The sequence below is a fragment of the Kitasatospora sp. SUK 42 genome, from assembly GCF_015776785.2.
Taxonomy (GTDB): Bacteria; Actinomycetota; Actinomycetes; order Streptomycetales; family Streptomycetaceae; genus Kitasatospora.
The window spans coordinates 221835-245137 of record NZ_LFMD02000003.1 but is presented as its reverse complement, the minus strand read 5'-3'; the positions used below and the strand labels follow the sequence as shown (position 1 = coordinate 245137).

21 protein-coding genes are annotated in these 23303 nt (G+C 72.9%); 10 read left to right on the top strand and 11 right to left on the bottom strand.

Annotation, left to right across the window (positions count from 1 at the left end; translation table 11 throughout):
- Positions 1–318: 318 nt before the first annotated feature.
- From RZ50_RS10710 to RZ50_RS10695, 4 genes are all read right to left on the bottom strand, one after another.
- Positions 319–1098, bottom strand: a complete 780-nt coding sequence (locus RZ50_RS10710; RefSeq protein ID WP_196952683.1) for a MerR family transcriptional regulator — start codon at positions 1096–1098, stop codon at positions 319–321.
- 213 nt (positions 1099–1311) lie between these two features.
- Positions 1312–2385, bottom strand: a complete 1074-nt coding sequence (locus tag RZ50_RS10705; protein WP_374199905.1) for an isopenicillin N synthase family dioxygenase — start codon at positions 2383–2385, stop codon at positions 1312–1314.
- Positions 2386–2709: 324 nt separating this feature from the next.
- Positions 2710–3357: a response regulator transcription factor gene (locus RZ50_RS10700; RefSeq protein WP_196952685.1), complete on the bottom strand. Its 648-nt coding sequence runs from the start codon at positions 3355–3357 to the stop codon at positions 2710–2712.
- Positions 3309–4760 carry a histidine kinase gene (locus RZ50_RS10695; RefSeq protein WP_196952686.1) on the bottom strand — a complete coding sequence of 484 codons (1452 nt, stop codon included), beginning with the start codon at positions 4758–4760 and terminating at the stop codon, positions 3309–3311. The genes RZ50_RS10700 and RZ50_RS10695 overlap by 49 nt, the downstream gene beginning before the upstream one ends.
- A gap of 276 nt (positions 4761–5036) precedes the next feature.
- Here RZ50_RS10695 and RZ50_RS10690 point away from each other — a divergent pair, with 276 nt between their 5' ends.
- Together RZ50_RS10690 and RZ50_RS10685 are read left to right on the top strand one after the other, a co-directional pair.
- Entirely contained in the window at positions 5037–5750 is a 714-nt protein-coding gene (locus tag RZ50_RS10690) for an ABC transporter ATP-binding protein (RefSeq protein WP_196952687.1), read from the top strand.
- Positions 5747–8140 (top strand): FtsX-like permease family protein, encoded by a 2394-nt coding sequence (locus RZ50_RS10685; protein ID WP_308271580.1) that lies wholly within the window; start codon positions 5747–5749, stop codon positions 8138–8140. The genes RZ50_RS10690 and RZ50_RS10685 overlap by 4 nt, the downstream gene beginning before the upstream one ends.
- Positions 8141–8316: 176 nt before the next feature.
- Here RZ50_RS10685 and RZ50_RS10680 read toward each other — a convergent pair whose 3' ends face one another.
- The 5 genes from RZ50_RS10680 to RZ50_RS10660 all read right to left on the bottom strand — a co-directional run bounded on the left by RZ50_RS10680 (position 8317) and on the right by RZ50_RS10660 (position 12855).
- Positions 8317–9078, bottom strand: coding sequence for a MerR family transcriptional regulator (locus RZ50_RS10680; protein WP_196952688.1), 762 nt, complete (start codon positions 9076–9078; stop codon positions 8317–8319).
- 218 nt (positions 9079–9296) lie between these two features.
- Complete coding sequence (locus RZ50_RS10675) at positions 9297–10313, bottom strand: DUF2332 domain-containing protein (protein WP_196952689.1); 1017 nt, start codon at positions 10311–10313, stop codon at positions 9297–9299.
- A 104-nt stretch (positions 10314–10417) separates the two neighbouring features.
- Complete coding sequence (locus RZ50_RS10670; RefSeq protein ID WP_196952690.1) at positions 10418–10795, bottom strand: hypothetical protein; 378 nt, start codon at positions 10793–10795, stop codon at positions 10418–10420.
- Positions 10796–10906: 111 nt separating this feature from the next.
- Positions 10907–12058, bottom strand: coding sequence for an SUKH-4 family immunity protein (locus RZ50_RS29865; RefSeq protein WP_196952691.1), 1152 nt, complete (start codon positions 12056–12058; stop codon positions 10907–10909).
- A 161-nt stretch (positions 12059–12219) separates the two neighbouring features.
- Positions 12220–12855: a hypothetical protein gene (locus tag RZ50_RS10660; RefSeq protein WP_254802446.1), complete on the bottom strand. Its 636-nt coding sequence runs from the start codon at positions 12853–12855 to the stop codon at positions 12220–12222.
- A 245-nt stretch (positions 12856–13100) separates the two neighbouring features.
- Between RZ50_RS10660 and RZ50_RS10655 the strand changes: the two genes are divergently transcribed.
- The gene (locus tag RZ50_RS10655; RefSeq protein WP_196952692.1) at positions 13101–13637 is read left to right on the top strand and encodes an AAA family ATPase; all 537 of its coding nucleotides are present in this window, start codon (positions 13101–13103) and stop codon (positions 13635–13637) included.
- A 12-nt stretch (positions 13638–13649) separates the two neighbouring features.
- On the opposite strand, the gene RZ50_RS10650 is transcribed toward RZ50_RS10655, so the two are convergent.
- Together RZ50_RS10650 and RZ50_RS10645 are read right to left on the bottom strand one after the other, a co-directional pair.
- Positions 13650–14240 (bottom strand): DinB family protein, encoded by a 591-nt coding sequence (locus RZ50_RS10650; protein ID WP_196952693.1) that lies wholly within the window; start codon positions 14238–14240, stop codon positions 13650–13652.
- Positions 14241–14302: 62 nt separating this feature from the next.
- Positions 14303–14653 carry a DUF6191 domain-containing protein gene (locus RZ50_RS10645; RefSeq protein ID WP_196952694.1) on the bottom strand — a complete coding sequence of 117 codons (351 nt, stop codon included), beginning with the start codon at positions 14651–14653 and terminating at the stop codon, positions 14303–14305.
- A 519-nt stretch (positions 14654–15172) separates the two neighbouring features.
- On the opposite strand from RZ50_RS10645, the gene RZ50_RS10640 reads away from it, so the two are divergent.
- The 7 genes from RZ50_RS10640 (at position 15173) to RZ50_RS10610 (ending at position 23262) form a co-directional block, all read left to right on the top strand.
- Positions 15173–16195 carry a hypothetical protein gene (locus RZ50_RS10640; protein WP_217680481.1) on the top strand — a complete coding sequence of 341 codons (1023 nt, stop codon included), beginning with the start codon at positions 15173–15175 and terminating at the stop codon, positions 16193–16195.
- Positions 16196–16289: 94 nt separating this feature from the next.
- Complete coding sequence (locus RZ50_RS10635; RefSeq protein ID WP_196952696.1) at positions 16290–18032, top strand: class I tRNA ligase family protein; 1743 nt, start codon at positions 16290–16292, stop codon at positions 18030–18032.
- A 25-nt stretch (positions 18033–18057) separates the two neighbouring features.
- A complete protein-coding gene (locus tag RZ50_RS10630; protein ID WP_254802570.1) occupies positions 18058–19377 on the top strand; it encodes a lysine N(6)-hydroxylase/L-ornithine N(5)-oxygenase family protein in 1320 nt (439 codons plus the stop codon).
- Positions 19374–19724 (top strand): cupin domain-containing protein, encoded by a 351-nt coding sequence (locus RZ50_RS10625; protein WP_196952698.1) that lies wholly within the window; start codon positions 19374–19376, stop codon positions 19722–19724. Before RZ50_RS10630 ends, RZ50_RS10625 begins: the two co-directional genes overlap by 4 nt.
- Complete coding sequence (locus RZ50_RS10620) at positions 19721–20788, top strand: FAD-binding oxidoreductase (protein ID WP_196952699.1); 1068 nt, start codon at positions 19721–19723, stop codon at positions 20786–20788. The genes RZ50_RS10625 and RZ50_RS10620 overlap by 4 nt, the downstream gene beginning before the upstream one ends.
- Before the next feature lie 84 nt (positions 20789–20872).
- Positions 20873–22057: a hypothetical protein gene (locus RZ50_RS10615; protein WP_196952700.1), complete on the top strand. Its 1185-nt coding sequence runs from the start codon at positions 20873–20875 to the stop codon at positions 22055–22057.
- Complete coding sequence (locus tag RZ50_RS10610) at positions 22051–23262, top strand: MFS transporter (RefSeq protein WP_196952701.1); 1212 nt, start codon at positions 22051–22053, stop codon at positions 23260–23262. Before RZ50_RS10615 ends, RZ50_RS10610 begins: the two co-directional genes overlap by 7 nt.
- The last annotated feature ends 41 nt before the right edge of the window (positions 23263–23303 follow it).

Sequence of the window (23303 nt, the reverse complement as noted above, 5' to 3'; positions counted from 1 at the left end):
ATCTGGGCCACCTGTTCCTCCGGTCGTTCGATGCGTGCTGCTCGTCCGGACGACCTCGCCAGCGTGGTCCTACTCAGCGATGCACCCGAGGGGCTCGCAGCTCCTAATCAGCGGTCGAGTCGTCGTGAGACACCGGGCGGCCAGGTGACGTAGGCCATCAAGGGCAACCGACTGAAAGCCATACCCGATGTCTCTGGATCTCTGGACCTTACGACGGCCCGTCCAACCCACCAACAACGTAGGACCGACTGAGCGGCGGGCCTCGCGGTTGCTGGTGGCCCTGCCGGTTCTCGGTGGTCCTACCGGTTCTCGGTGGTCCTACCGGCTTTCCGCGGTCCCGGGTGAGGCCGTGCCCCGCACGGCCTCACCCAGTTCCTCCCGCAGCGACCGCTGGAACGCGGTGACCAGCGCCTGCGCGACCATCGGCTGGATGTGGTCGGTCAGCGCCTTCATCCGGGCCAGCTCCTCCGGGGCGGGCTCGCTCTCCCGGTACGGCTTCCACACCGTCTCCCGGAACAGCCGCTGCAACTCCCGGGCCGTGGCCCGGCTGTGCTCCAGCACCACCGCCCGGGCGGCCAGCAGCGTCTCCAGCGGGATCGGCACGTCCAGGACCCGCACGCCCAGCGGCAGCAGACCCGGGTCCACCCGGAACACCTCCGGGTCCTCCGTACGCTCCAGCGCCCCCATCGCGGCCAGCCGCTCCACCTGCTCCTCCGACAGCCCCCGCCCGGCCCGCCGCTCCAGTTGCGCCCGCCCCAGCTCCTCGGCCGCCTCGGGCGTCCAGGAGGCCACCAGCGCGCGGTGGATCGCCAGGTCCAGCGGCGTGCTGTCCTCCGGCAGCCGGGCCAGGTACCGCTCGATCGCCGCCAGGGTCAGCCCCTGCCGCTGCAACTCCTCGATCAGCCCCAGCCGGTCCAGGTGCACGGCCCCGTACAGGCCCACCCGGCGCGGCCCCAGCTCCGGCGGCGGCAGCAGCCCCTTCGTCCCGTAGAACCGCACCGTGCGCACGGTCACCCCGGCCCGCGCCGCCAGCTCGTCCACCGTCAGCCGCACCCCGTCGGCCACCACATCGCCCCCCACGACCCCGTCCGCCCCCATCTGCCGCCTCCGCGCTGGCACATTCCCGCTGTGACAGCAGCAGTGTGACAGCGCCGTGCGACCAGGTCCACAGCCCGTCCAGCCGCCACCGGCAGGGGCGGGACCGGCCGGTGGCGGGCGCATGGTGGGGCGGTACGCGCGACGCCCCTGCCCTTGGGTGGGCAGGGGCGTCGGTCGTGGCGGCGGCCCGGAGCCGGGGCGGCCCGGGACGGGTCAGACCAGAGTGGCGTGGTGGCGGCGGGTGACCTCGGGGTGGGCGCGGGTGTAGCCCTTCCACTCGTTGAGGCCGAAGTCGGCGAAGAGCGGGTTGTCCGGGTCCTCGGTGGCGCCGGGGGCGTGGTGGGCCAGCGGGAAGTCGAGCGGCTCGACGTGGGCGTCGAGGCGGGGGTTGTAGAAGAAGGGGACGGAGAAGCGCTCGCGGGCACCGGGCGGGCTGACCACGCGGTGGTTGGTGGCCTTGAGGTAGCCGTCCGTGGCCACCTCCAGCAGTTCGCCGAGGTTGACGACGAAGGCGCCGTCGAGCGGCGGGACGTCCAGGAAGGTGCCGTCCGGGCGCTCGACCTGGAGCCCGCCGACGGTGTCCTGGAGCAGCAGCGTGATGAAGCCGTAGTCCTTGTGGGCGCCGACGCCCTGGCCGGCGCCGTCCGGGGCGGTGCCGGGGTAGCGGACCAGCTTCAGGCGCAGGTGGGGGTGGTCCGCGAAGGCCTCGTCGTAGAAGTCGGGGCGGGCGCCGATCGCGGTGAGGAGTTCGTGCAGCAGACGGCGGGCGACCGCGCCGAGGTGGTCGATCCAGCCGAGCGCGGCGGTGCGCAGCTCGGGGAGTGCGGCCGGCCACTGGTTGGGGCCCTCCAGCCACCAGTACGGGGGCTCGCCGGTGCCGGGGACGTGCGGGGGCAGCTCGGCGCCGATGTCCAGCTGGTCGCGCCAGTCCTGGCTGCCGCCGGTGCGCTCGTCGCCGGTGCGGGTGTAGCCGCGGTAGTGCGGGGAGTTGAGGTTGCTCACGGAGAGCCGGTCGGCCTCGGGGAGGGCGAAGAAGGCGCGCATGGCCCGGGTGAGCGCGGTGGTCTCCTCCGGGGTGATGCCGTGGCCGACGAGCTGGAAGAAACCGACGCCGGTGGCCGCGGCGCGGAGCTCGTCGTGCAGCCGGAGGCGGTCGTCCGGGCTGCCGTCGGCGAGTGAGAGGTCGATCACCGGGAGGGCGTCGGGGGTGGTTGTGACGGGGCCCGCCGGGGCCGGGGTGGAGCCGGTTCCGGGTATGGGCGTGCGCTGCTGCGTCATGTGTGACATCCGCTGGGTCTCGTCCCGGCGCGTCCCGGTGGTCGACCGGGGGTGGCCGGAGCCGCGCCTGGTGCGGCGGGTGCTCCGGGAGCCGGGAGGTGGTGGCAGCCGCTGGGGCCGCCGTTGAGGGTGGTGGCGCGAGGTTCAGCCGGAGCGTCGACAGGACATGCTCGTCACGCGGAGCAGGTCCACGTGGCGGCGGCGAACAAGGATGAGCACCCCACCAGGGTAATTGACCCGTTCGGCGGCGGGCGAGCCCCCTGCGGCGGAGGGCCACCCACCAGTTGTCCGTGGCCCCTCAGGGTGCGGTGGCGTGGCGATCGGCGGCTCCTTTCAGGAGTTGTTGAGGTAGGCCAGGACGGCCAGGACCCGGCGGTTGTCGTCGTCGGAGGGCTGGAGGTCGAGGCGGACGAAGATCGACGCGGTGTGCTTGGCGACCGCCCGTTCGGTGATCACCAGCTGCTGGGCGATCGCCGCGTTGGAACGGCCCTCGGCCATCAGCGCCAGCACCTGCCGCTCGCGGGGGGAGAGGGTGGAGACCGGGCCGGCCGAGGAGTTGTGGGTCAGCAGCCGGGTGATCACCTCCGGATCCATCGCGGTACCACCCTGGGCGACCCGCTGGACGGCGTCGATGAACTGGGCGCCGTCCAGCACGCGGTCCTTGAGCAGGTAGCCGATCCCGCCAGTGCTGCCGGCCAGCAGCTCGCGCGCGTACAGCTGCTCCACGAACTGCGACAGCACCAGCACGGGCAGGCCCGGGTGGGCCTGGCGGGCCGCCAACGCCGCCCGCAGGCCCTCATCGGTGAAACTCGGCGGGAGCCGCACGTCCACCACGGCGATGTCGGGCCGGTCGGCGGCCACCGCGGCGAGCAGCTGCTCGCCGTTCTCCACCGCCGCGGTGACCTTCATTCCGCTGGCCTCCAGCAGCCGGGTCAGCCCGTCCCGGAGGAGGAAGAGGTCTTCGGCGATGACAACGCGCACGGGATCTCCAGGTTCACGATGGTCGGACCACCGGACGGGCTGCTGATCGCGAGCACCCCGTCGAAGGCGGCCAGTCGGCGTTCGGTTCCGCTGAGGCCGGTTCCCCGGGACGGGTCGGCGCCGCCGCGCCCGTCGTCGGTGATCGATATCCGCAGCAGCCCGCCACTGTGCCCTATCTCGATCCACACGTGCGAGGCCCCGGCGTGTTTCACCACGTTGGCCAGCAGCTCGCTCACCGCGAAGTAGGCGGCCGACTCCACCGGGGCCGGGGCCCGGCCGGGCAGGCCGCCGGTGAAGGTGACCGGCAGCGGCAGGTCCAGCGCGGTCGCCTCCACCGCGTCGGCCAGGCCCCGGTCGGCCAGCACCGGCGGGTGAATGCCCCGGACCAGGTCCCGCAGCTCGCTCAGCGCCTTCACCGAGGACGTCCGGGCCTCGGCCAGCAGCGGCCCGAGGGCGTCCGGGTCGTGCTTCACCTGCTCGGCGACGGTCAGCAGCATGCCCAGCGCCACCAACCGGGCCTGCGCCCCGTCGTGCAGGTCCCGCTCGATCCGGCGCAGCTCGGCCGCCCCGGCGTCGATCGTGTCCGCCCTGGTCCGTGCCAGGTGGCTGACCTGGCGGGCGAGCTCGGTCTGCCGGGACGGACCGAGCAGGGCCCGGGCGGCCTTCTCGTGCATCCGCAGGACGGGCGGGGCGGCCCACAGGGCGGCCAGCGGGGCGACGTAGAAGCCCATCCCGTAGACGATGAACAGCGGGAAGAACGGTCCGTTGCGGCCGAAGACCTCCAGGGCGACCGGGGTCAGCAGGACGACCGCGGCGGTGAGCAGCACGGCGAAGCCGGTGAGGAGCGCCCAGGCGAGGTCCCGCCAGGTCGCCGGGTCGGTCAGCCAGCCGCCCGACCGCAGCCGTTGCCAGGGGCCGGCCGCGTCGACCGGGCGGCGGTACGGCACCGGGAGCGGCCGCCCGCTCCACTGCCCGACGACCCGCCGGCTCTCGGCGGCGATCCAGCGGGTGCCGAACAGCGCGAGCACCACCAGCGAGGGCGCCAGCCAGAGCGCACCGACCCGGCCGGCCGGTGGCGCGCCGCCGTACAGGTGGGTCGCCATCACGGCGAGCGCGCCCGGGGCGAACAGCGCGGCCCCGACCGCCCGGCCGCCGCCCCCGGTGGCCCAGCAGAGCGCCCAGAGGGCGACCGGCCCCATCGGCACCGCCAGGATCAGCGGCCCGCCCGGCGCGAACGGCCGGGACTCGTCCGGGCCGAACACGGCGGCGGCCAGCAGCAGCGGCCCGGCCAGCAGCGAGACCAGCCCCGTCACGGCCAGCGTCACCACGTACCAGGCGCGCACGCCCTCGACGCAGGCCCGGCCCACCCGCCGACCCACCCTGCCGATCACTCCCGCCGTCATGACGAGCCCCCTCTCCGTTCCGGAGCCCCCGTCAGGGGGGCCTCGAAGCCTGGGTTCCGAACCCCGCAGGCCTCGGTCCCGATCTTTCGGTGGCTCAGTCTGCCCGCCGCGGAGGTCCGGCGCTCTAGGCCTGAACACCCAGTTCGGGGTGTATCTGGATACACCTCCGAGAGACCGTTCAGACGGCTGTCCGCGCCCCGCCGCCGATTCGTAGCGTCATGTCCCGTCAGCCGGCCCGGGCCTCCCGGTGCCGGACCCAGAACCGTGGAGGGCCCCGTGAACGCGCCGATCATCCGGATCCGCGGCGTCGGCAAGACGTACGACCGATCCGACGCCGCCCGCCCCGCCCTGGCCGGGCTCGACCTGGAGGTACGGGCCGGCGAGGCGCTGGCCGTGCTCGGCCGTTCGGGCAGCGGCAAGTCCACCCTGCTGAACCTGGTCGCCGGCCTCGACCGCCCCAGCGAGGGCGGCGTGGAGGTGGACGGCGTGGCGGTCCACGAGCTCGGCGAGGCGGCGCTGGCCGAGTACCGGCGGACGCGGATCGGCATGGTGTTCCAGTTCTTCAACCTGCTGGACGACCTGAACGTGGAGGACAACGTGCTGCTCCCGGCCCAGCTGGCCGGGATGCGGCGGGACACCGCCCGGGCCCGGGCCGGGGAACTGCTGGAGCGGCTCGGGGTGGCCCGGCACGCCAAGGCCTTCCCCGGCCGGCTCTCCGGCGGCGAGCGCCAACGCGTCGCGGTGGCACGGGCGCTGATGAACCGCCCGCCGCTGCTGCTGGCCGACGAGCCGACCGGGGCGCTGGACAGCGCCTCCGCCGCCGACGTCCGCGACCTGCTGCGCGGGCTCAACGCGGAGGGCCAGACGATCCTGCTGGTCACCCATGACACCGCGCTCGCCGAGGCCTGCGCCAACCGGACCATCGAGCTGCTCGACGGCCGGCTGGTCCGGGACACGGCGGCCGCGCCTGCCCAGGGTGGTGGCCGGTGAGCGCGCTCGGCAAGGTGGTCCGGGCGGGGGTCGGCCGCAAGCGGGTGCAGACCCTGGTCATGGTGCTCACCACGACGGTGTCGGTGATGGCGTGCATCCTCGCGGTCGGGCTGCTGGTCGCCGCCCGGGGCCCGTACCAGCGCTCCTTCTCCGACCAGCACGGCGCGCACCTCAACGTGCTGTACGACCAGACCAGGGCGAGCCCCGCCCAGCTCGCCGCGACCGCCCACGCGCCCGGGGTGTCGGCCTCGGCCGGCCCCTACCCGGCGCTCACCGTCCAGCCGCGCTCCGGTCCGGGGACCAGGTTCCCCGCAGCCGGCAGCCTGCTGCCGCCGATGACACTGGTCGGCCGGGCCCAGGGCGGTCCGATGGACGACCTGCGGATCACCAACGGCCGCTGGATCCAGGGCCCCGGCGAGGTGGTGTTCCTGGACGGGCACTCCCCGCTGGCCGTCGGCGACAGCGCCCGGTTCACGGACCTGCCCGGGCAGCCGACGCTCAAGGTCGTCGGCCTGGCCGCCTCGGTCTCCTGGAGCGCGGACGGCTGGATCGCCCCCGAGCAGGTGGCCGGGCTCACCTCGCCCGGCACGGCGCCCGCCGCCCAGTACCTCTACCGGTTCGCCCGGGCCGGCACCGACGCCGAGGTGGAGGCCGACCGGGCCGCGCTGGCCGCCGCGGTGCCGAGCGGGACGCTCGCCAGGGCGACGTCCTACCGGCCCGCCCAGGAGGAGGCCAACCGGACGGCCTCGACCTTCGTCCCCTTCGTCACGGCCTTCGGGGTGCTCGGTCTGGCCATGTCGGTGCTGATCATCGGCGTCGTGGTCAGCGGCGCCGTGAGCGCCGCCACCCGGCGGATCGGCATCCTCAAGTCCCTGGGCTTCACCCCGGCCCAGGTGGCGCGCGCCTACGTCGGCCAAGCGCTGATCCCCGCCGGGATCGGCACGGCGCTCGGCGTGTTCGGGGGCAACCTGCTCTCCGTACCGGTCCTCGGGATAGCCCACAAGGCCCTGCGCGGCGGTCTGCTCGGCATCCCGCCCTGGGTGGACGTCGTGGTCGCGGTGGTGGCCATGGGCGCCGTGGCCGGAACGGCGCTGGTGCCGGCCCTGCGGGCCGGGCGGCTGCGCACGGTGGAGGCCCTCGCGGTCGGCCGGACGGCGCCGGGAGCCAAGCGGGCCGCAGCCCTCGGTGGTTCGGTCCGGCCCGGAGCAGCGGGCCCGCTGTCCCGGATACGGGAGCTGATCGGCCGACTGCCGGTGCCGCGCGCGTTCAGCCTCGGGCTGGCCTCCCCGCTCAACCGGCCGGGCCGCTCGGCGACCACCGCCGCCGCGGTGGTGCTCGGCACGGTCGGGGTCACCCTCTGCGTCGGCCTGACGCTCTCGTTGGGCTCCCTCCAGGACGGCTTGGCGGCCGACCGCGCGGGCAAGGTCCTGGTCCAGACGCCGATCGAGGGCTCCGCCGTGCCCGTCGACCACGTGGACGAGGCGGCCGTGGCCAAGGCGATCGAGTCCCGCCCCGGCACCCGGGCCTGGTACAGCAGCGTGCCGACCCCGGTCACCGTGGCCGGGAACACCGGGCGCTCCGAGGTGGTCGCGCTGAGCGGCGACGCCTCCTGGAGCGGCTTCCAGCTGGTCTCCGGCCGGTGGTTCCACGGCCCCGGCGAGGTCGTGGTCAGCGCCTCCTTCCTGCGCGCCAACCAGACGAAGGTGGGCGACACCCTCACCCTCACCGACCACGGCCGCAGCACCCCGGCGAAGATCACCGGCGAGGTCCTGACCACCAACGACCTGGTGTTCCTGGACCGGGCCGCCCTGGCGCCGCTCGGCGGCGCGATCCACCCCGAGGCGATCGCCTTCCACATCGACCTCACCCCGGGCGCCGACGCGAAGGCCTACGCCGACGGGTTGGACGCGGTCGTGAAGCCGATGGGCCTGAGCGCCGACGAGGGCGGGCCGGGCATCAACATCGTGGTGCTGGCCATGAACACCCTGGCGGGCACGCTCACACTGCTGCTCTCCGTGGTCGCCGGGCTCGGAGTGCTCAACACGGTGCTGCTGGACACCCGGGAGCGGGTGCACGACCTCGGCGTGCTCAAGGCGCTCGGGATGTCGCCCCGGCAGACGATCGGCATGGTGCTCACCTCGGTCTGCGGCGGCGGTCTGGTGGCCGGGTTGATCGGGGTTCCGATCGGGATCGTGGTGCACCACCAGGTGATGCCCGCGATGGCCCGCGCCGCCGGGATCGGGGTGCCGGACGCGGACCTCACCGTGTTCTCCCCGTCGGTGGTGGGGCCGCTGATACTCGGCGGCCTGGTCCTGGCGCTGCTCGGCGCCGCCCTGCCCGCCACCTGGGCCGCCCGTACCCGGACGGTCACGGCACTGCGGACGGAGTAACGGCGGGGGAGGGCTCCTCGGGGCCGGGCCGGCCGGCCCGACCACGAGGCCCCCTCTGACCGGGCGGGGTCGGCTCAGGCGAGCTGCGCCCTCGGGAGAACCGCGGCCCCAGGAGAGCCGCGCCCTCGGGAGAACCGCGGCCCCAGGAGAGCCGCGCCCTCGGGAGAACCGCAGCCTCAGGCGAGCCGCGCCGCCGCGTACGCCTCCATGGCGGCGCGCTGGTAGGCGGCCAGCCCCGGGGCGATGGCCTCATACGCGGCGTTCCACTGCGCGTTCTCGGTGCAGGAGCGCGCGATCGCGAGGTACTCCTCCACCGAGACGGTCCGGATCTCGCCGAGCAGCTGGTACTCCTCGTCGATCATGTGCTGCGTGGGCTCGGCGTCGGCCGGGTGGCCGGCCGCCAGCAGCTCCGCCAGGCGGACCATCCGGGCGGTCCGCTCGCGCTGCCCGGCCTCGATCTCGGCCGGGGTCATCGCGGCGGTGGCGCGCCGGGCCGCCTCGGCCTGCTCGGGGAAGTCGCGCAGGCTCTCGTCGATGTCGGCGGGCTGGATGCCCTCGAACAGGTTCTCCGGTCGGTTGATGCTGGTCATGGGTGTGCCGTCCCTCCGGGAGCGTTCCAGGTCGGCGATCGTGCGGGAGACGGTGGCGGCCAGCGAGTCCAGCCGGTTGCGCTCGGCGACCAGCCGGAGGTGGTGGCCCCGCAGGGCCTCCAACTCGTCCACCTGGTCGCCGAGGATCCGGGCGATCTCGGACAGCCCCACGCCCAGCGCCCGCAGTACGAGGATCTGCTGGAGTTGCAGCAACTGCCGTTCCTCGTAGTAGCGGTGGCCGTTGGAGCCGATCCGGGCCGGAGGCAGCAGCCCGATCTCGTCGTAGTGCCGCAGGGTCCGGGCGGTCACCCCCGACATCCGGGCGACCTCGGCGATCGGCCAGGCCATGGCGGTCTCCTCTCGCACGTCCTTCGACGTCCGCACGTCCTTCGACGTCCGCACGTCCTTCGACGTCCGCACGTCCTTCGACGTCCGCACGTCCTTCGACGTCCACGTTCGCTTGGACCAGGGCCGGTTCCTCCGGCCCTGGTCACGACGGTAGAAGCTGCCGCAGCGGCAGCTTCAAGTCCGTAGCCGGTCCGTAGCCATCCGGCCCGGGCCACGGTTCAGGCGCCGGCGAACCAGTCCAGGGACTGCCCGTGCGGTCCGGTGAAGGCCACCGGCCGTTCGTCCAGGGCGAGGGCGAACAGTCCGGAGCCGGCCGGGGCCGGGTGGGGGAGGCGCTCCGCCACGGTCGGCAGAACGGAAACGGCCTCGTTGGAGATCCAGTGCCCGGGCAGCTCACGCATGGTCGCCGCGAACTCCTCCCGCGCCTCGGGCGGCAGGTAGGCGAGCACCGCGCTGTGGAACACCACCGGAGTCGCCCCCGCCGGGGCCTGCGCCACCAACTCCCGTACGGTCGCGTTGAGATCGCCGCGCACCAGCAGCGGCGGTTCGGCCCGGGCGATCCGGACGGCCCCGCGCAGCCGCTCCAGTCGGTGGGTCTGCTCCGGCCAGACCAGCGACTCCAGCCAGCGCATGTCCTCCTCGGCCCGGACGTCCAGCGGATTGAGGTCGATCCCGGCCCGCCACACCACCTCGGGCAGTCGCTCCCGGAGGGAGTCGAGCATCGGCACCGGCCCGCTCACCGCGCAGTCCAGCGTCACCGGACTGCCCTCGGCGCCGAATTCGTGCACCGGCTCGCCCGGTTCACCCGCAGCGCGGCCCGCAGGCAGGTACCGGTACCGATACCGGTCCGGGTACAGGCAGAGCCCCGCCGAGGCGCCCACCTCGATCAGCGCGAGCGGCTGCGGCAACGAGGCCAGCAGCGGCAGCAGGGTGGCGCAGCGGCCCGCCTCGTTGGTCTGGGTCCGCCGTTCCAGCATCGTCGCCGAGACCTCGTCCCAGCGCGCCGCCGTCCAGTCGCGGAAGGCCGGCCAGCCCGCCGTCACCGGCCCGCCCAGGTGTCGTACCGCGCCGAACAGCAGGTTCGGCTGTCGCTTCGCCGCCGGCAGGCCGTCCAACAGTCCGAGCAACTCGGCGTCCCCCGCGGCCCGCTCGGCCAGCTCCTGGTAGGTCGCCGAGTTGCCACGAGCCTCCCGCTCCGCAAAGGCCAGGTAGAGGCTGTCCGTGCCGCTGTCCATGGTCCGTACTCCCTATTCCTCGATCCGACTCGACGAACTCCTCGGCCCCCGAGCCGCCCCCCCCGCCCCGGCGGTGGCCCGGCTCACCGCCGCAACGGCCGGGCCTACCAGTGCGGAGCGCCGTGCCCCGGCTGCCAGTCCAGCCCCGGGTCCGGGCGCGGGCGGAGGGCGCGCACCAGCGCGGCGGCCGACCAGACGACCGCGGTCAGCAGCGCGTAGAACAGCAGCAGTGCCCAGAACGGCGTGGTGGACAGGCTCTGGTCCTCGAACCGGCACCACGCGTCCGGCGGCAGCCAGGAGGCCCCCGTTTCCAGCAGCCGCCCGCCGCCCGACACCAGGCCCTGCTCGCAGCGCCGGCCGTAGTCCAGCGACCGTACGTACAGCAGGCCGTACAGCGCGCCCGCCCCGGCGAGGGAGACGACGGCGGTGATGCCCAGGAGCATCGCCCGTCTTCGCCCGGCCGCCGTACGGATGTTCGTCACCGAGGCAGCGTACCGGCGCGGCCCGCCCGGAACGGCCGGATCACGGGCAGGCGCGGTGGGGCTCTCAGGGCACCCCGCCCCCGCCCCCGCCCCCCGACGGGAACCCGGTGGTCACCCGAGCAGACCGCCCATGTGCCCGTCCTCGGCGAGCAGCCGCCAGGAGCGGCCGGGCGAGGCGAAGGCCTCCGGGTCGACCGCCTCGACCAGCCGGTCCACCACCGTGCTCAGCAGCGACTGCGGGTCGAACACCGCCCAGGTGCCGTCACCCAGGCCGTGGTCCCAGCGCTCCCACTCGGCGCGCAGCCGCTCGTACGTCCACAGGGCGTAGAGCAGGGCGGAGAGATCGCGGTTCAGGTAGGCCTCGGGCTGGCCGTCGTCGTACCAGTCCGGCAGTTCGAGCCGGCCGGTGGCGCCGTCCAGGGCGATCGTGAGGTCGGTCGGCCAGTCCCCGAGCGCGAGGAAGTCCCGCTGGTACGGGCGCTCCTCCTCGCCGTCGAAGTACTCCGGGTACGCCTGCGCCATGGTGACCAGCGGCTCCTCGCCCACCCCGAACATCGCCCCGCCCAGCGGCAGCCCGACCTCGGTCAGCAGCCGCCGGGTCGGCGCGTGCACCAGGGCGTCGGGCAGCGCCTCCGGGCGGAAGCGGTGCACCAGGCCCGCGCCGCCGTCCTCGTCCGTGAGCGCGGCCAGCTCGGCCACCAGCTCCGCGCCGACCTCGTACGCGGGCCCGCCCGGCCCGCCCGGCAGCGCGCCCCAGCCCAGCGCCCTGACCAGCAGCGCCGTTCCCCAGTGCGCCGGCGGGGTCGCGGCCCGCCCGTACAGTCCCGGGTCGATCTCCCGCATCCGCCGTTCGGCCCCCGCCATCACCTCGGCCACCACCGCCGGTCCGCGCCGCCCGTCCAGGGCCTCCGGCCGCCGCGCGGCCTCGCCGACCGCCTCCACCTCCCGCACCAGCGCGGCCAGTGCGGTCAGGTCGGAGGCCAGCAGGTCCCGCTGCGGGCCGCCGTTGCCCAGGAACACCTCACCGCTGGTCCCGTCCAGCAGCACCAGGGTGCCGACGGCGGCGAAGGGCGTGCAGTAGTCCGTCTCACCGAGGACGAACAGCCGCTCCGCCCCGCCCGGGAAGGCCCTCAGCGGGCCGCCGTCCAGCGCCCCGAAGTCCAGGAAGGCACCGGTGGCCGGCAGCCCTTCGAGGGTCAGGAACTCCCGGCTCCCCGCGTGCACCACCCCACCCGGCACCCCGGCCACCCGCGCGCACCCCATGTGCCCCACCCTTCCCGGCTCCCCCTGACCCACCAGACCCCCAGACCCTAGCGGGCCCGCCCGACACCGGTGCTGCCCGACACCGACACCGGCACCGACACCGCCCGACACCGGCTCCGCCGCCGCCCGACACCGGCTCCGCTGCCACCGGCCCCACATCACTACGACGGCAGCGCCACCTCGTCGACGTTCCAGTGCTCCGGCAGGTCCGCGTCGCAGAACACACAGACGTAGTGCTCCTCGCGGACGATGCCGAGGCGCCCGCACGCCGGGCAGCGGCGGAACACCACCGGGTGCGTGAAGCCACCCGGGTGCGGCAGCCCGATCCGATCCAGGGCGGCGGCGACGGCGGGCCAGCTGAGGACGTCGGGGCAGTAGCCGGTGGACTGGTTGCTGACCGTCCGGACCTTCCAGCCCCCGCGGAACCCGCCGCCCCCACGGAACCCGCCGCCCTCACGGCTCGGGGGCCGGAACCCGATCTCCCCGGCGCTCAGCACCGGCTCCCCGCCCGCGCACGCCACGTGCTCGCTGCGGCGCGCGGCGAGCCGCAGCACCCCGCGCAGGTCGACCACGAAGGTGAACGGCTCCGCCAGTTCCGCCGCCGTCCGCGGCGCCACCCAGGCGGCGAACTCGTCCTCCGTCCGCACCGGTTGACCGCCCCGCCCGCCGTCCGCCGGCAACTCCCGCAGCTCCGGCGGGCCCACGTACCGGTACGCGCGCCCGAATCCCCCCTGGAGCTCCGCCGCGACACCCCGATCGCCCAGCGGCGCCGCTTCCGGCCCCGCGTGCTCGCCCATGGCGGAGCCGCAGGACGGACAGTGGCGCTCGGCGTCCCATCACAACTCCGGCCCGCCCCGCCGGGATCCGCCCTGAAGGAACCGACCGACGCTCCGGACGGCGGCGCCCCCGCGACCCTCGCACCGGACGGCCGTCCTCGCACCCTGCGTCACAACCATCACAACCGTCATACCCGTCGTACCCGTCGTACCCGCCACACCCGTCAGGCCCACCACCCCATGGATCCCCTTCCTAGAGTGGGGGCATGAAGCGCTATCTCCTGACCGGCACCCCGGGCGCCGGGAAGACCGCGATCCTGCGCCGACTGGAGTGGGAGGGCTACCCGGTGGTCGAGGAGGCCGCCACGGACGTCATCGCACTGCGGCAGGCCCAGGGCGAGCGGGAGCCGTGGACGGACCCGTCCTTCGTGGACGCGGTGATCGGCTTGCAACGCCTGCGGCAGGAACGGGCCGCGGCACTGCCAGGCGCGGTGCAGTTCTACGACCGCTCGCCGGTCTGCACCTACGCCCTGGCCCGCTACCTCGGCCACCCGGTCACCCCCGCCCTCACCCGGGAACTGGACCGCATCCGGGCCGAGGACGTCTACCAGCGGCAGGTCTTCTTCGTTGAGAGCCCGGGCTATGTCACCCCGACCGAGGCGCGCCGCATCTCCTACGAGGAGTCGCTGCGCTTCGAGCGGATCCACCAGGAGGCCTACGCCGAGTTCGGCTACGAGTGCCTCCCGATCGCCCCGGGCCCCCTGGTGGACCGGGTCGCCGCGGTTCGGAGCCGGCTGGCCTGAACCGCCCGGCGGTCAGGCGAGCCCGCCGGCCTTCCGGGCCGCCTGCTCCACGCGGTCGTGGTGGGACTGCCACCAGGCGGTGTCGCCGGGGGCGGTGTTGGCGCCGTCGGAGCGTTGGCCGATGGCACCGTCGACGAGTTCGCGGACCAGGTCGGCGTGGCCGACGTGCCGGTGGGTCTCGGCGATCATGTGGACGAGCACCCGGTGCAGGGTCTGCTCCGCGCGGATGCCGAACGGTATCCGGCCGATCGCGTCCAGCGGCAGCGCCTCGATGGTGGCGTCCGAGTGCGCCCACACCCGCCGGTAGCGTCCGACGATCTCCTCGGTGCTCTCGTCCGCCCGGGCCCACAGGTCGGCGTTCGGTTCGACCTCGTCGACCATCCACAGTGGGGTCGGCTCGGGGAAGGGACGTCCGAAGGTGGCGCCGAAGTACAGCGCCTCGGCCCCGGTGACGTGCTTGACCAGCCCCAGCAGGTTGGTCCCGGTGGGGGTGAGCGGGCGGCGGAGGTCGTACTCGGAGAGGCCGTCGAGCTTCCACAGCAGGGCGTCTCGGGCGTCCTGGACGTAGATCTGGAGATCGGCTTTGGGATCTGTCGCGTTCATGGGGCCAGTCTGCTGATCGCGGAAGGCCTGTCCATCGGTTTAATCGGCTGGACCGTGCTCAACTACCGTGCGTGGCCCGAAGAACCGCCAGGGAGCCGGGTCACCTGAGGGAGCCGGATCACCGCCGTACCCCTGGCCAGGTCCACCCCGGTGCGGTTCGGTGGCGCGCCGCTCTCGTCGTCGTCCCGCTGCATGAGCGAGGACTGACGCTCCTTGAGCTCGTGCTGCTTGCCCGCCGAGAAGGTGGCGTGCAGCTGCTCGAACCCGGTCGCGGAGACCTGTCCCTGACGGGCCGGGGTCCGCCAGGGCAGCAGCCCGGCCCGCCCCGCGCGCAGCATCAGCTGGTCGATCAGCGCGAGCGCGGTGAGCAGCACCACCAGCCCGGGCAGGGTGACGAAGACGACGAGTCCCATGCGCCCAGTATTCGCACGCGTCGTCGCCCGGAACAGGCCTACCGGACGGTAGTGCGATCCGTGCTGCGATCCGTGCTGCGAATGGTACGACGAACCGGTGCTGCGAGTCCGATTATCGGAATCGCCCGGTAGTCGCCAGGAAAGCAGCCCCGGCATAGCGCTTTCAGTGGCCCCGGTATGCCTCGGAGTAAACTTCCCTTAAAGTCGCTTACGCTCAGCCACCACCACTCGGCGGTACCTGCTAAATCCCCCGCAGGCAGAGCGAGTCAAAGCGGACATTTGTCTTCATTGCTCGCGTCCGACCGACACTCAAAGTATTGCCGGAGTATTAACGGAGCTTGTCATGTGATGCGCATCACATGGATGTCGCATCACGGTCGACCTATAGTCGAGTGGTAGGTGACTTAAGCACCAGTGGCCCCACGCAGCGTCGCGGGGAGGGCCCTTTTGTCGGCGATGATCTCCATGGCTCGTTCCATTCCGCCGAAAGCTGACTGAAAAAGTGAAGATTGGATCGACGTGTCCAAGTTTCAAAACCTTGCCGACTTGATGGGCTCGGGCGAGAACTCGGAGAACTCGGAGAACTCGGAGAACTCGGAGAACTCGAAGGATTCGAAGGCCGAGGATTTCGCCCTGGAGCCGGACGGTCGGTACCAGCTGTCGGCAACCACTGTCAGGGACACCTCCAACTATGTCTCCGACGTGCTGCGCGACGGCTTCGCGGGGCGTTCCGCCCGGGAGTTCCCGCTCCTGGTCGTGGGCTGGGGCAAGTGCCGGGTCGGATCGACCGCCATGACGAACCTCTTCGGAATCGCCGGCATCCCCGCGTTCTACCAGCCGGTGAAGACGATCGCCCGGCACCGGCTGGTGGGGCAGGCGGGATCGCCGTGGCAGCTGCCCGAGGGTGAGGGCGTCCTCTTCGCGAAGGAGATGGCCGGCCCGTACGTCCACTACGAGGCGGTCTTCAATCCTGTCGAATGCCTGCTGAATGCGGGGTGGCCCGCCGAGCGAATTCACCTCCTCGTTCTGGACCGGGAGCCGCGGGCTTCGCTCAGCTCGTGGATAAACAAGTGGCAGGATCGGATCGGCCGCGAACGCGTCGTCGAGAACTTCGTGCTCTCCTCGCTGAACTACTCGCGCATGCGGTCTTTCGCCGACCGGGCGGGCGTGCCCACCACGCATTTCCCGTACGAGGCGAGCCGGGCCCCGGAAGCCACTGTCGGGCGCATGTTCGACAGGATCGGAATCCCGGATCGCTACCAGGAGTCGATCCTGACGGGTTGGGGCGAGCGGGGCGACCTCAATTCCGCGAATTCCAAGGTCGTGCACCCGGTCGAGCCGGAGCCGTACGTCGTTCCCGGGCTCCACGGCGCAGGGGACGCCTACCGCTTCCAGCAGCGGTCCCACGCGGACCTCTCGGCGGGTGAGCTGGCCGCGGCGGACGGCGTCCGCGACGCCTACGAGGAATCCGTCCGACGCTGTGTCGAGGACCTGGACATCTCCGCCGAACTCGCCGGGAAGCTCTTCCAGTTGGAGCGCTGACAGTTCAACCCACCCGAAACCGGCATGCTGCCGCGCCGCCTTCCCTGGTCCGGTCCGTGGCGCGGCAGCAGCCTCACAGAGAGGGTACTCCGCGATGACCTCTGCCCGCTGGCTGGTCACTGCCACACCGCCCACGCCCAACGGTGACCTCCACCTGGGACACCTCTCGGGCCCCTACCTCGCCGGCGACGTCTTCAGCCGGCACCAGCGCCGCCTGGGTGCCGACGTCGCCTATCTCTCGGGGATCGACGATCACCAGAGCTACACGGAACTGCGGGCCGTACGGGACGGCCGCGGCGCCGCGCAGACCGCGGACTGGTACGGCACCCGCATCAGGCAGGCCTGGTCGGAGGCCGGGATCCGCTTCGACCTCTGCTCGATGCCCCGGACGTCCCCGCTGCACCGGACCCTGACGCAGGGGATCTTCCAACAGCTGGTCGAGCAGGGGGACATCGTCCCCCGGACCCGTCCACTGCCCTACTGCGTTCCCTGCGACAGGTGGGCCTACGAGGCCTACGTCGTGGGGGACTGCCCGCACTGCGGTGCCAGGGCCTGCGGGAACGCCTGCGAGGTCTGCGGCCTGCCCAACGACTGCGCGGACCTCGGGTCGCCGAGCTGCACCGTCTGCGGTGCCGACTGCGAACTGCGCGACTGCACCCGCCTCTACCTGCCGCTGGAGAAGCACCGGCGGCCCCTGGAGACCTTCTGGACGACCGCGCACATGAACCACCACCTGCGTGCGCTCTGTTCCCGGATCTCCGACGGGGGCCTGCCCGAGATCGCCGTCAGCCACCCCGCCGACTGGGGAATTCCCGTTCCCACCGCCGGGTACGCGGACCAGCGGATCTACGTGTGGTTCGAGATGGCGGCCGGATACCTCGCCGCGACCGGGGAGCTCGCCACTCGCACCGGGCAGGCCGCCTGGGCGGAGTCCTGGCGCCAGAAGGAACGTGTGGTCCAGTTCTTCGGGTTCGACAACGGCTACTTCCACGCCGTGCTCTTCCCGGTGGTCATGTCCGCCCACGACCGCGCGACCGTTCTCCCGGCGGCCTTCGTCAGCAACGAGTTCTACCGCCTCGACGGGCTGAAGTTCTCCACGAGTCGACAGCACGCCATCTGGATGCTGGACGCGCTCAAGGAGGTCGCGGCGGACCAACTCCGCCTGTACGTCTCCTGGGACCGTCCCAGCACGGGGCAGACGAGCTTCTCCTGGCCGGAGTTCGACGGGTACTTCCTCTCGGGCCCGCCCCGCCGGTGGCGGACCTGGCTGGCCGAACTCTCCCGCAGGCGCGCCTCGGCCGCCGAGATCGTCACCGCCGCCGAACTCCCCACCACCGCCGAACTCCCCACCACCGCGGGGACGTTCGGGACATGGGAGCGCCGGCTCTCCGACCGCGACCGGGCGCGTCTGGCCGCGCGGACCGGCGAGGCTCTGGACGGGGTGGACGAGGCCCTGTCCGTCACGGGTTTCTCGCCGCGTCGCGCGATCGCCCGGCTCGACGGCCTGGCCGACGAAGCCGCCGAGTTCGGCAGCGGGCTGGACACCCTGCTCGGCAATCCCGCCCTGCACGACGACTTCGTGGCCGGGGTGCGGGCGGAACTGTCGGCCGCCGCCGCCTTCGCCGCGGGCCTCTACCCCATCGCGCCGCAGCTCGCCCAGCAGCTGTGGGAGGGCCTGCGCCCCGGGGAGAAGGTCGAGGAGGCCTCGTGGCACGAGGTCCGGGCCGGCCTGGCCGTCCCGCTGTGGACCGGCGACCTCCTCGCGCAGTGCTCCCTGCTCCACCCGCGCACCGCCGGCGAGCCGGCCGCCACGAAGCCTGCGGCGCATGTCGGCTGAGGGGAGGGAGACGACCGTGCGCCCGATGGACCTGGTCGGGGTGGGGGTCGGCCCCGCGAACCTGAGCCTGGCCGCACTCGCCGAGCCCCTGCCGGAGCTCCGGACGCGGTTCCTCGACGCGAAGCCGGGCTTCCAGTGGCACCCGGGCTTCATGCTTCCCGGGGCGGAGCTCCAGGTGTCCTTCCTCAAGGACCTGGTCACCCTGGTCGATCCGACGAGCCGCTACTCCTTCCTCAACTTCCTCGCCGCGCACAAGCGCATCTACCGCTTCCTGGTGGCGAGCCGGAGCGGTTGCTCACGGCAGGAGTACGAGCAGTACTGCCGGTGGGTCTCCGAATCGCTGACGAGCGTGTCGTGGAACTCGGCGGTGGAGGAGGTGGACCTGGCGAACGACCGGACGTTCACCGTCCGTTGCGCGGACGGCCGGCGGCTGCGGGCCCGTGCACTGGTCCTGGGCTCCGGAAGGACGCCCGTGATGCCGGAGTGCGCGGAGCGGCTCCGCGGTCCGTCCGTGCTGCACAATGCGGAACTCGCCTTCGTCGACCCCGAGTTCGCCGGCCGGGACGTCGTGGTGGTCGGCGGGGGTCAGAGCGGGGCGGAGACGGTGCAGCACCTGCTCTCGGCGGAGGCCGGGCTGCCGCGGTCGATCACATGGTTGTCCAGTCGGCTGGGCTTCCCGCCGATGGACGACTCGCCGTTCACCAACGACTGGTTCACCCCGGCCTACGTCGAGTACTTCCGTCAACTGCCGTCCGACCGCAGGAGGAGGCTCCTCGCCCAGCAGCGCATGGCCAGTGACGGCGTCTCCGCCTCCCTGTTGCAGGCGATCTACCGCCGCCTCTACGAGCTGGACGTCCAGCGGCCCGGCCGTCTGCGCCACCGGCTGCTCGACCAGCGCCGACTGGTGGACCTCGCGAAGGACGGCAACCGCCTGTCGGCGACCATCCACGACACCGGCCTGGACGCCATCGAGTGCGTGCCGGCCGACGTGGTGATCTGCTGCACCGGCTACCGGCCCGAGTTCCCCGAGTACCTCGGGCCGCTGCGGTCCTGGCTGCCGCGCACCGCCGAGGGCTTCGAGGTGCAGGACGACTACTCGCTCGCGTGGGACGGCCCGGAGGGCCTGAGGATCTTCGTGCAGAACGCCGCCGAGCACACCCACGGCATCGCCGACCCGAACCTCAGTCTCGTCCCCTGGCGCAGTGCCCGCATTCTCAACTCCGTTCTGGGATACGAGCGTTACCCAACCAGTCAGTACGCCGCAACGGTCGAGTGGGAAGGCCCCGGCGCTCATGCCGGCGCCCATGCCCCGGACTTCCGTCTGGAGGAGGTGGGGAAGGTATGACGACGACACCGGCCCCGGTGATCCTGTCCTTCCTGCCCGGTGAGCACTCTCCCTCGGGCATGGTCGTACACGAGGTCACGGAGCGCCCGGACCTCGCGCAACGCCCCTTCTCGGCCTCGCGGTTCACGGTTCCGCCCGGGGCGACCAGCGAACTCGACCAGCACGAGGTGGCCGAGCTGTGGATGGTCGCCGCCGGCTGCGGAACGGTCCACTCCGAGGAAAGGCGCCTGGACATCGGCGCCGGGGACGTCGTCCTCCTCCCGAGCCGGGCCCCGCACCGGCTGGAGAACACCGGCTCCCAGCCCGTCGAGGTGTTCAGCGTCTGGTGGCAGGAGAACCGGTCATGACACTCGACCTCGCCATCGTCGGCGGCGGCGTCCTCGGCTGCCTCGCCGCCGACGAGGCCGCGCGCAGACATCCGGAGTGGACCACCGCGGTGCTGGACAGCCGCGCGCCCGGCTCGGGCGCCACCTCGTGGTCGGCGGCGGCCGACTTCCCGCTCGCCGCCACCGACGGCCACCGCGAACTCGTCCGGGCGAGCGACGACTACTGGCGGGAGGCCGTCGGCAGCCCGATCAGCCGGCTGGTCCGCCGCGTCCCGATGATCTACGTGACGGCCAGGGACCGGCTGGCCGCGCTGGAGGGACGCGTCGTCGACCGCGGTCTGCGGCCGGCCAACCGGTCCGAGCTCCGCCGGATGGCGGAGATCCTCCCCGACATGGTGCTGGTGCCGGACGAGGTGGTGGTCACCCACGACGAGCCGGGCTCGGTGCTTCCCGCGCGGGCCTTCGTCGAGGCGCTCCTGACCACCGGCCCGGCGGCGCGGACCACGGAAGTGCACCCGGGGCAGCACGTGCTCGACATCGAGTCGGCCGACGGCGTCTACCGCCTGCGGACGCCCGGGGTCCGGTGGGAGGCCCGCCGGGTCATCCTGGCCGTGGGCCCCTGGGAGGCCCCGGCCGTCAACGGGCGGGCCGTGGCCGCCCCACCCACCAGGGTGAAACGGGTGGCGGCCCTGCGGTCACGGCTCCCGGTACGGGTGGGCGACCCCCTGGTGTACTTCCTGGACGACGATCTCTTCGTCCTCCCGGTGGCCAGGGGTGTGGCGCTGATCAGCTTCTACCGCGACGTCTGGGACGTGGCACCGCACGGCATGGACGGCAGCGTGGACGGCTCGGACCTGGAGGAGGGGCTGCGTGCGCTCTCGGCGCGCAGCCGGCTGGCGGCCGAAGGAGTCGTCGGAGGCCAGGCCTTCTGCGACCGTTACACGGAGCAGCGCCTGCCCTTCGTCTGGACGACGGGCGAACTCCCGGGCCTGGCCGCGGTTCTGGCCGGGTCGGGCTCGGGCGTACGCCTCGGACCGGGACTCGCCCGGCGTGCCGTCCACGCGGTCGGCCGGGAGGAACGCTGATGTCGGGTGAACGCTGACGCGGGGCGAACGCCGATACCCGGCGAGCGCTGATGTAGAAGGAACGTTGATGCGGGAGGAACGCTGATGTCCGTCCAGACCCTTCGGGATCTGCTCATCGACCTGCGGCCGGCGGGACCGCCGCCGGAGGAGGTCCGACGGCGTCGGCAGGCCCTCGCCGAGTTCGTCCGGCAGGTCGAGCCCCGGGTGTTCCGGGCCGACGGCCGGACCGAACGGGACCGCCTGCGCGGGCTCCTGGGCTGGGACGACCAGTCGCTGCACACCTTCGTCAACTCCACGATGGTGGTCCACAGTTCGACGCACGTCAGCATGAACGCCTTCGCGCCCATGCTGACGTTCCCCTGGTTCTGCCTGCGGATGACCACCGCGGAGCGCGCGCTGCTCGGCCCGGGTTCGCCCTCGCACCTGCGGACCCAGGTGACCCACAACAACCTCAGCGACAACCGGTGGAAGCCGCACGTCTGGTGGCGGATCGACAGCAAGGGGGAGCTGCGCCGGACCCCGCTGTTCAGCAAGGCCCCACGCTTCGAACACCAGCTCCTGCTCTGCCAGCCGACCCCCGAGATCCCGACGGACGACCTGGCGGAGGGCGATCGCGAAGCGGTCGAACTGGCCGGCCGGGCGACGAACTTCGCGTACTTCGCGATGATCTACCGGATGTCGTTGGAACGGCAGGCCGGCCTCCACCTGCCGGACGGAACGGTCGAGGTTCCCATCGACCTGATGAACGCGTTCTCCCTGCACGGGAGCGACGCCTTCGCGGCCTGGCGCTCCGCGCTCCACCGCTGCGGCATGGGCCTGCGGCGGATCGGTGCGGACCGGGAGCTTCACGCGGTTCCGCAGGAGCGGGCCGACGAGTTCATCGCGGGCGATCCGCTCGTGGTCGACGACACCTCCATCTGCCCCAACTACGTGAACGTCGGCCAGGCCTACCGGCTCGGGCTGAGCGTGACCATGGGAGCCGAGAAGATGTCCGCCTACGAGGCCGAGATGAACCAGGTCCTGGAAGGTTTCTTCGAGGCGCTGGGGGAGGAGGTCACCACTCCGCAGTTCCTGGGCGTACGGAGCATCGACCTGGACCGTCTCGCCCCACTGCCGGAACCCGTGGTCTCGGGTCTGCGCCCCCTCGGGGGAAAGCCGTCGTTCCCGCTGTACGCGGCACTGTTCGGACCGCGGTTGACGCCCGCGCTGGATGCGGCGCTGGACCGGCCCGTCGGCGATCTGGCCGGCATTGTGACGCGGACGTGGTAGCACTCGGCCTGATACCCGAGGCCCGCGGGACGCGGGTGCTCGGGGTGGCCACGCTGGTCAACGCGCTGGGCAACGGCCTGTTCGCGGTCAGCAGCGTGCTCTTCTTCACCCGCTCGATCGGGCTGAGCGTGGCCACCGTGGGCCTGGGGCTCACCGTCGCCGAGGGAATCGGCCTCGTGGCGGGCCTCCCCGCCGGGGCGCTCGGAGACCGCATCGGACAACGGCTGGCCTACCAGGGCCTGTTGGCCGTCCAGGCGCTGACCATGGTCCTCTTCGTGTTCGTGCACACCTTCTGGTTCTTCCTGGTGGTGGCGGCCCTGTACGCGACCGGGCAGAAGGCCGCACGCGCCGCGAACAACGCACTGATCGCCCACACCGCGGGCGAGGACCGGGTCCGGGTCCGGGGGTACCTGCGTTCCGTCAACAACCTCGGCATGTCGCTCGGAGCGCTGGCCGGCGGTCTCGCGCTGTCGGTGGACACCCGGCAGGGCTACGTCCTGCTGATGCTGGCCGACGCCGCCACGTTCTGCGGTGCGACGGCCCTGATCTCGCGGCTGCCCGGCACCGGGGGCGAGCGCACCGGGCCGCCGCCGCCGCGGGGCTGGCCGGCCCTGCGCGACCGGCCCTACCTGCTCCTGACGGCGACCAACGGCGTGCTGAGCCTCCAGTACTTCGTCCTGACCCTGGGACTGCCGCTGTGGGTCGCGGAGCGGACCACGGCCCCACACTGGGTGGTCTCGGTCCTGCTCGCGCTGAACACCGCGCTGGTCGCGCTGGTACAGGTGCGGGCGGGCCGGCCCGTCCGGGACGTGAAGTCCGCCGTCACGTACCTGCGGCGGGCCGGCGCCGTGCTGCTGCTGGGCACGGCGCTCTTCGCCCTCTCCGGAAGCCTGCCGACGTGGGGTGCGGTCGTCCTGCTGCTGCTCGGCGTCGTCGTCCACACCCTCGGTGAGCTGTGGCACGCGGCGGCGGCGTTCGAGCTGAGCTTCGGCCTGGCGGCGCCCGGCGCCACGGCGCAGTACCAGTCCGTCTTCAACCTGGGCATGGGCGGGGCCGAATTCCTGGCACCGGTCATCGTGACCACGGTCTGCCTCGGGCTGGGCGGCTGGGGGTGGCTCGCGCTGGGGGCGGTCTTCGCGGCCACCGGGGCGCTCGCGGGACCGGTGGCGGACCGGGCCGAGCGCCGTCAACGGGTGCCGCTCTGATCCGCCTCCGTCCTCCCGCGCGTGTCCCGTCCCGTACGTGT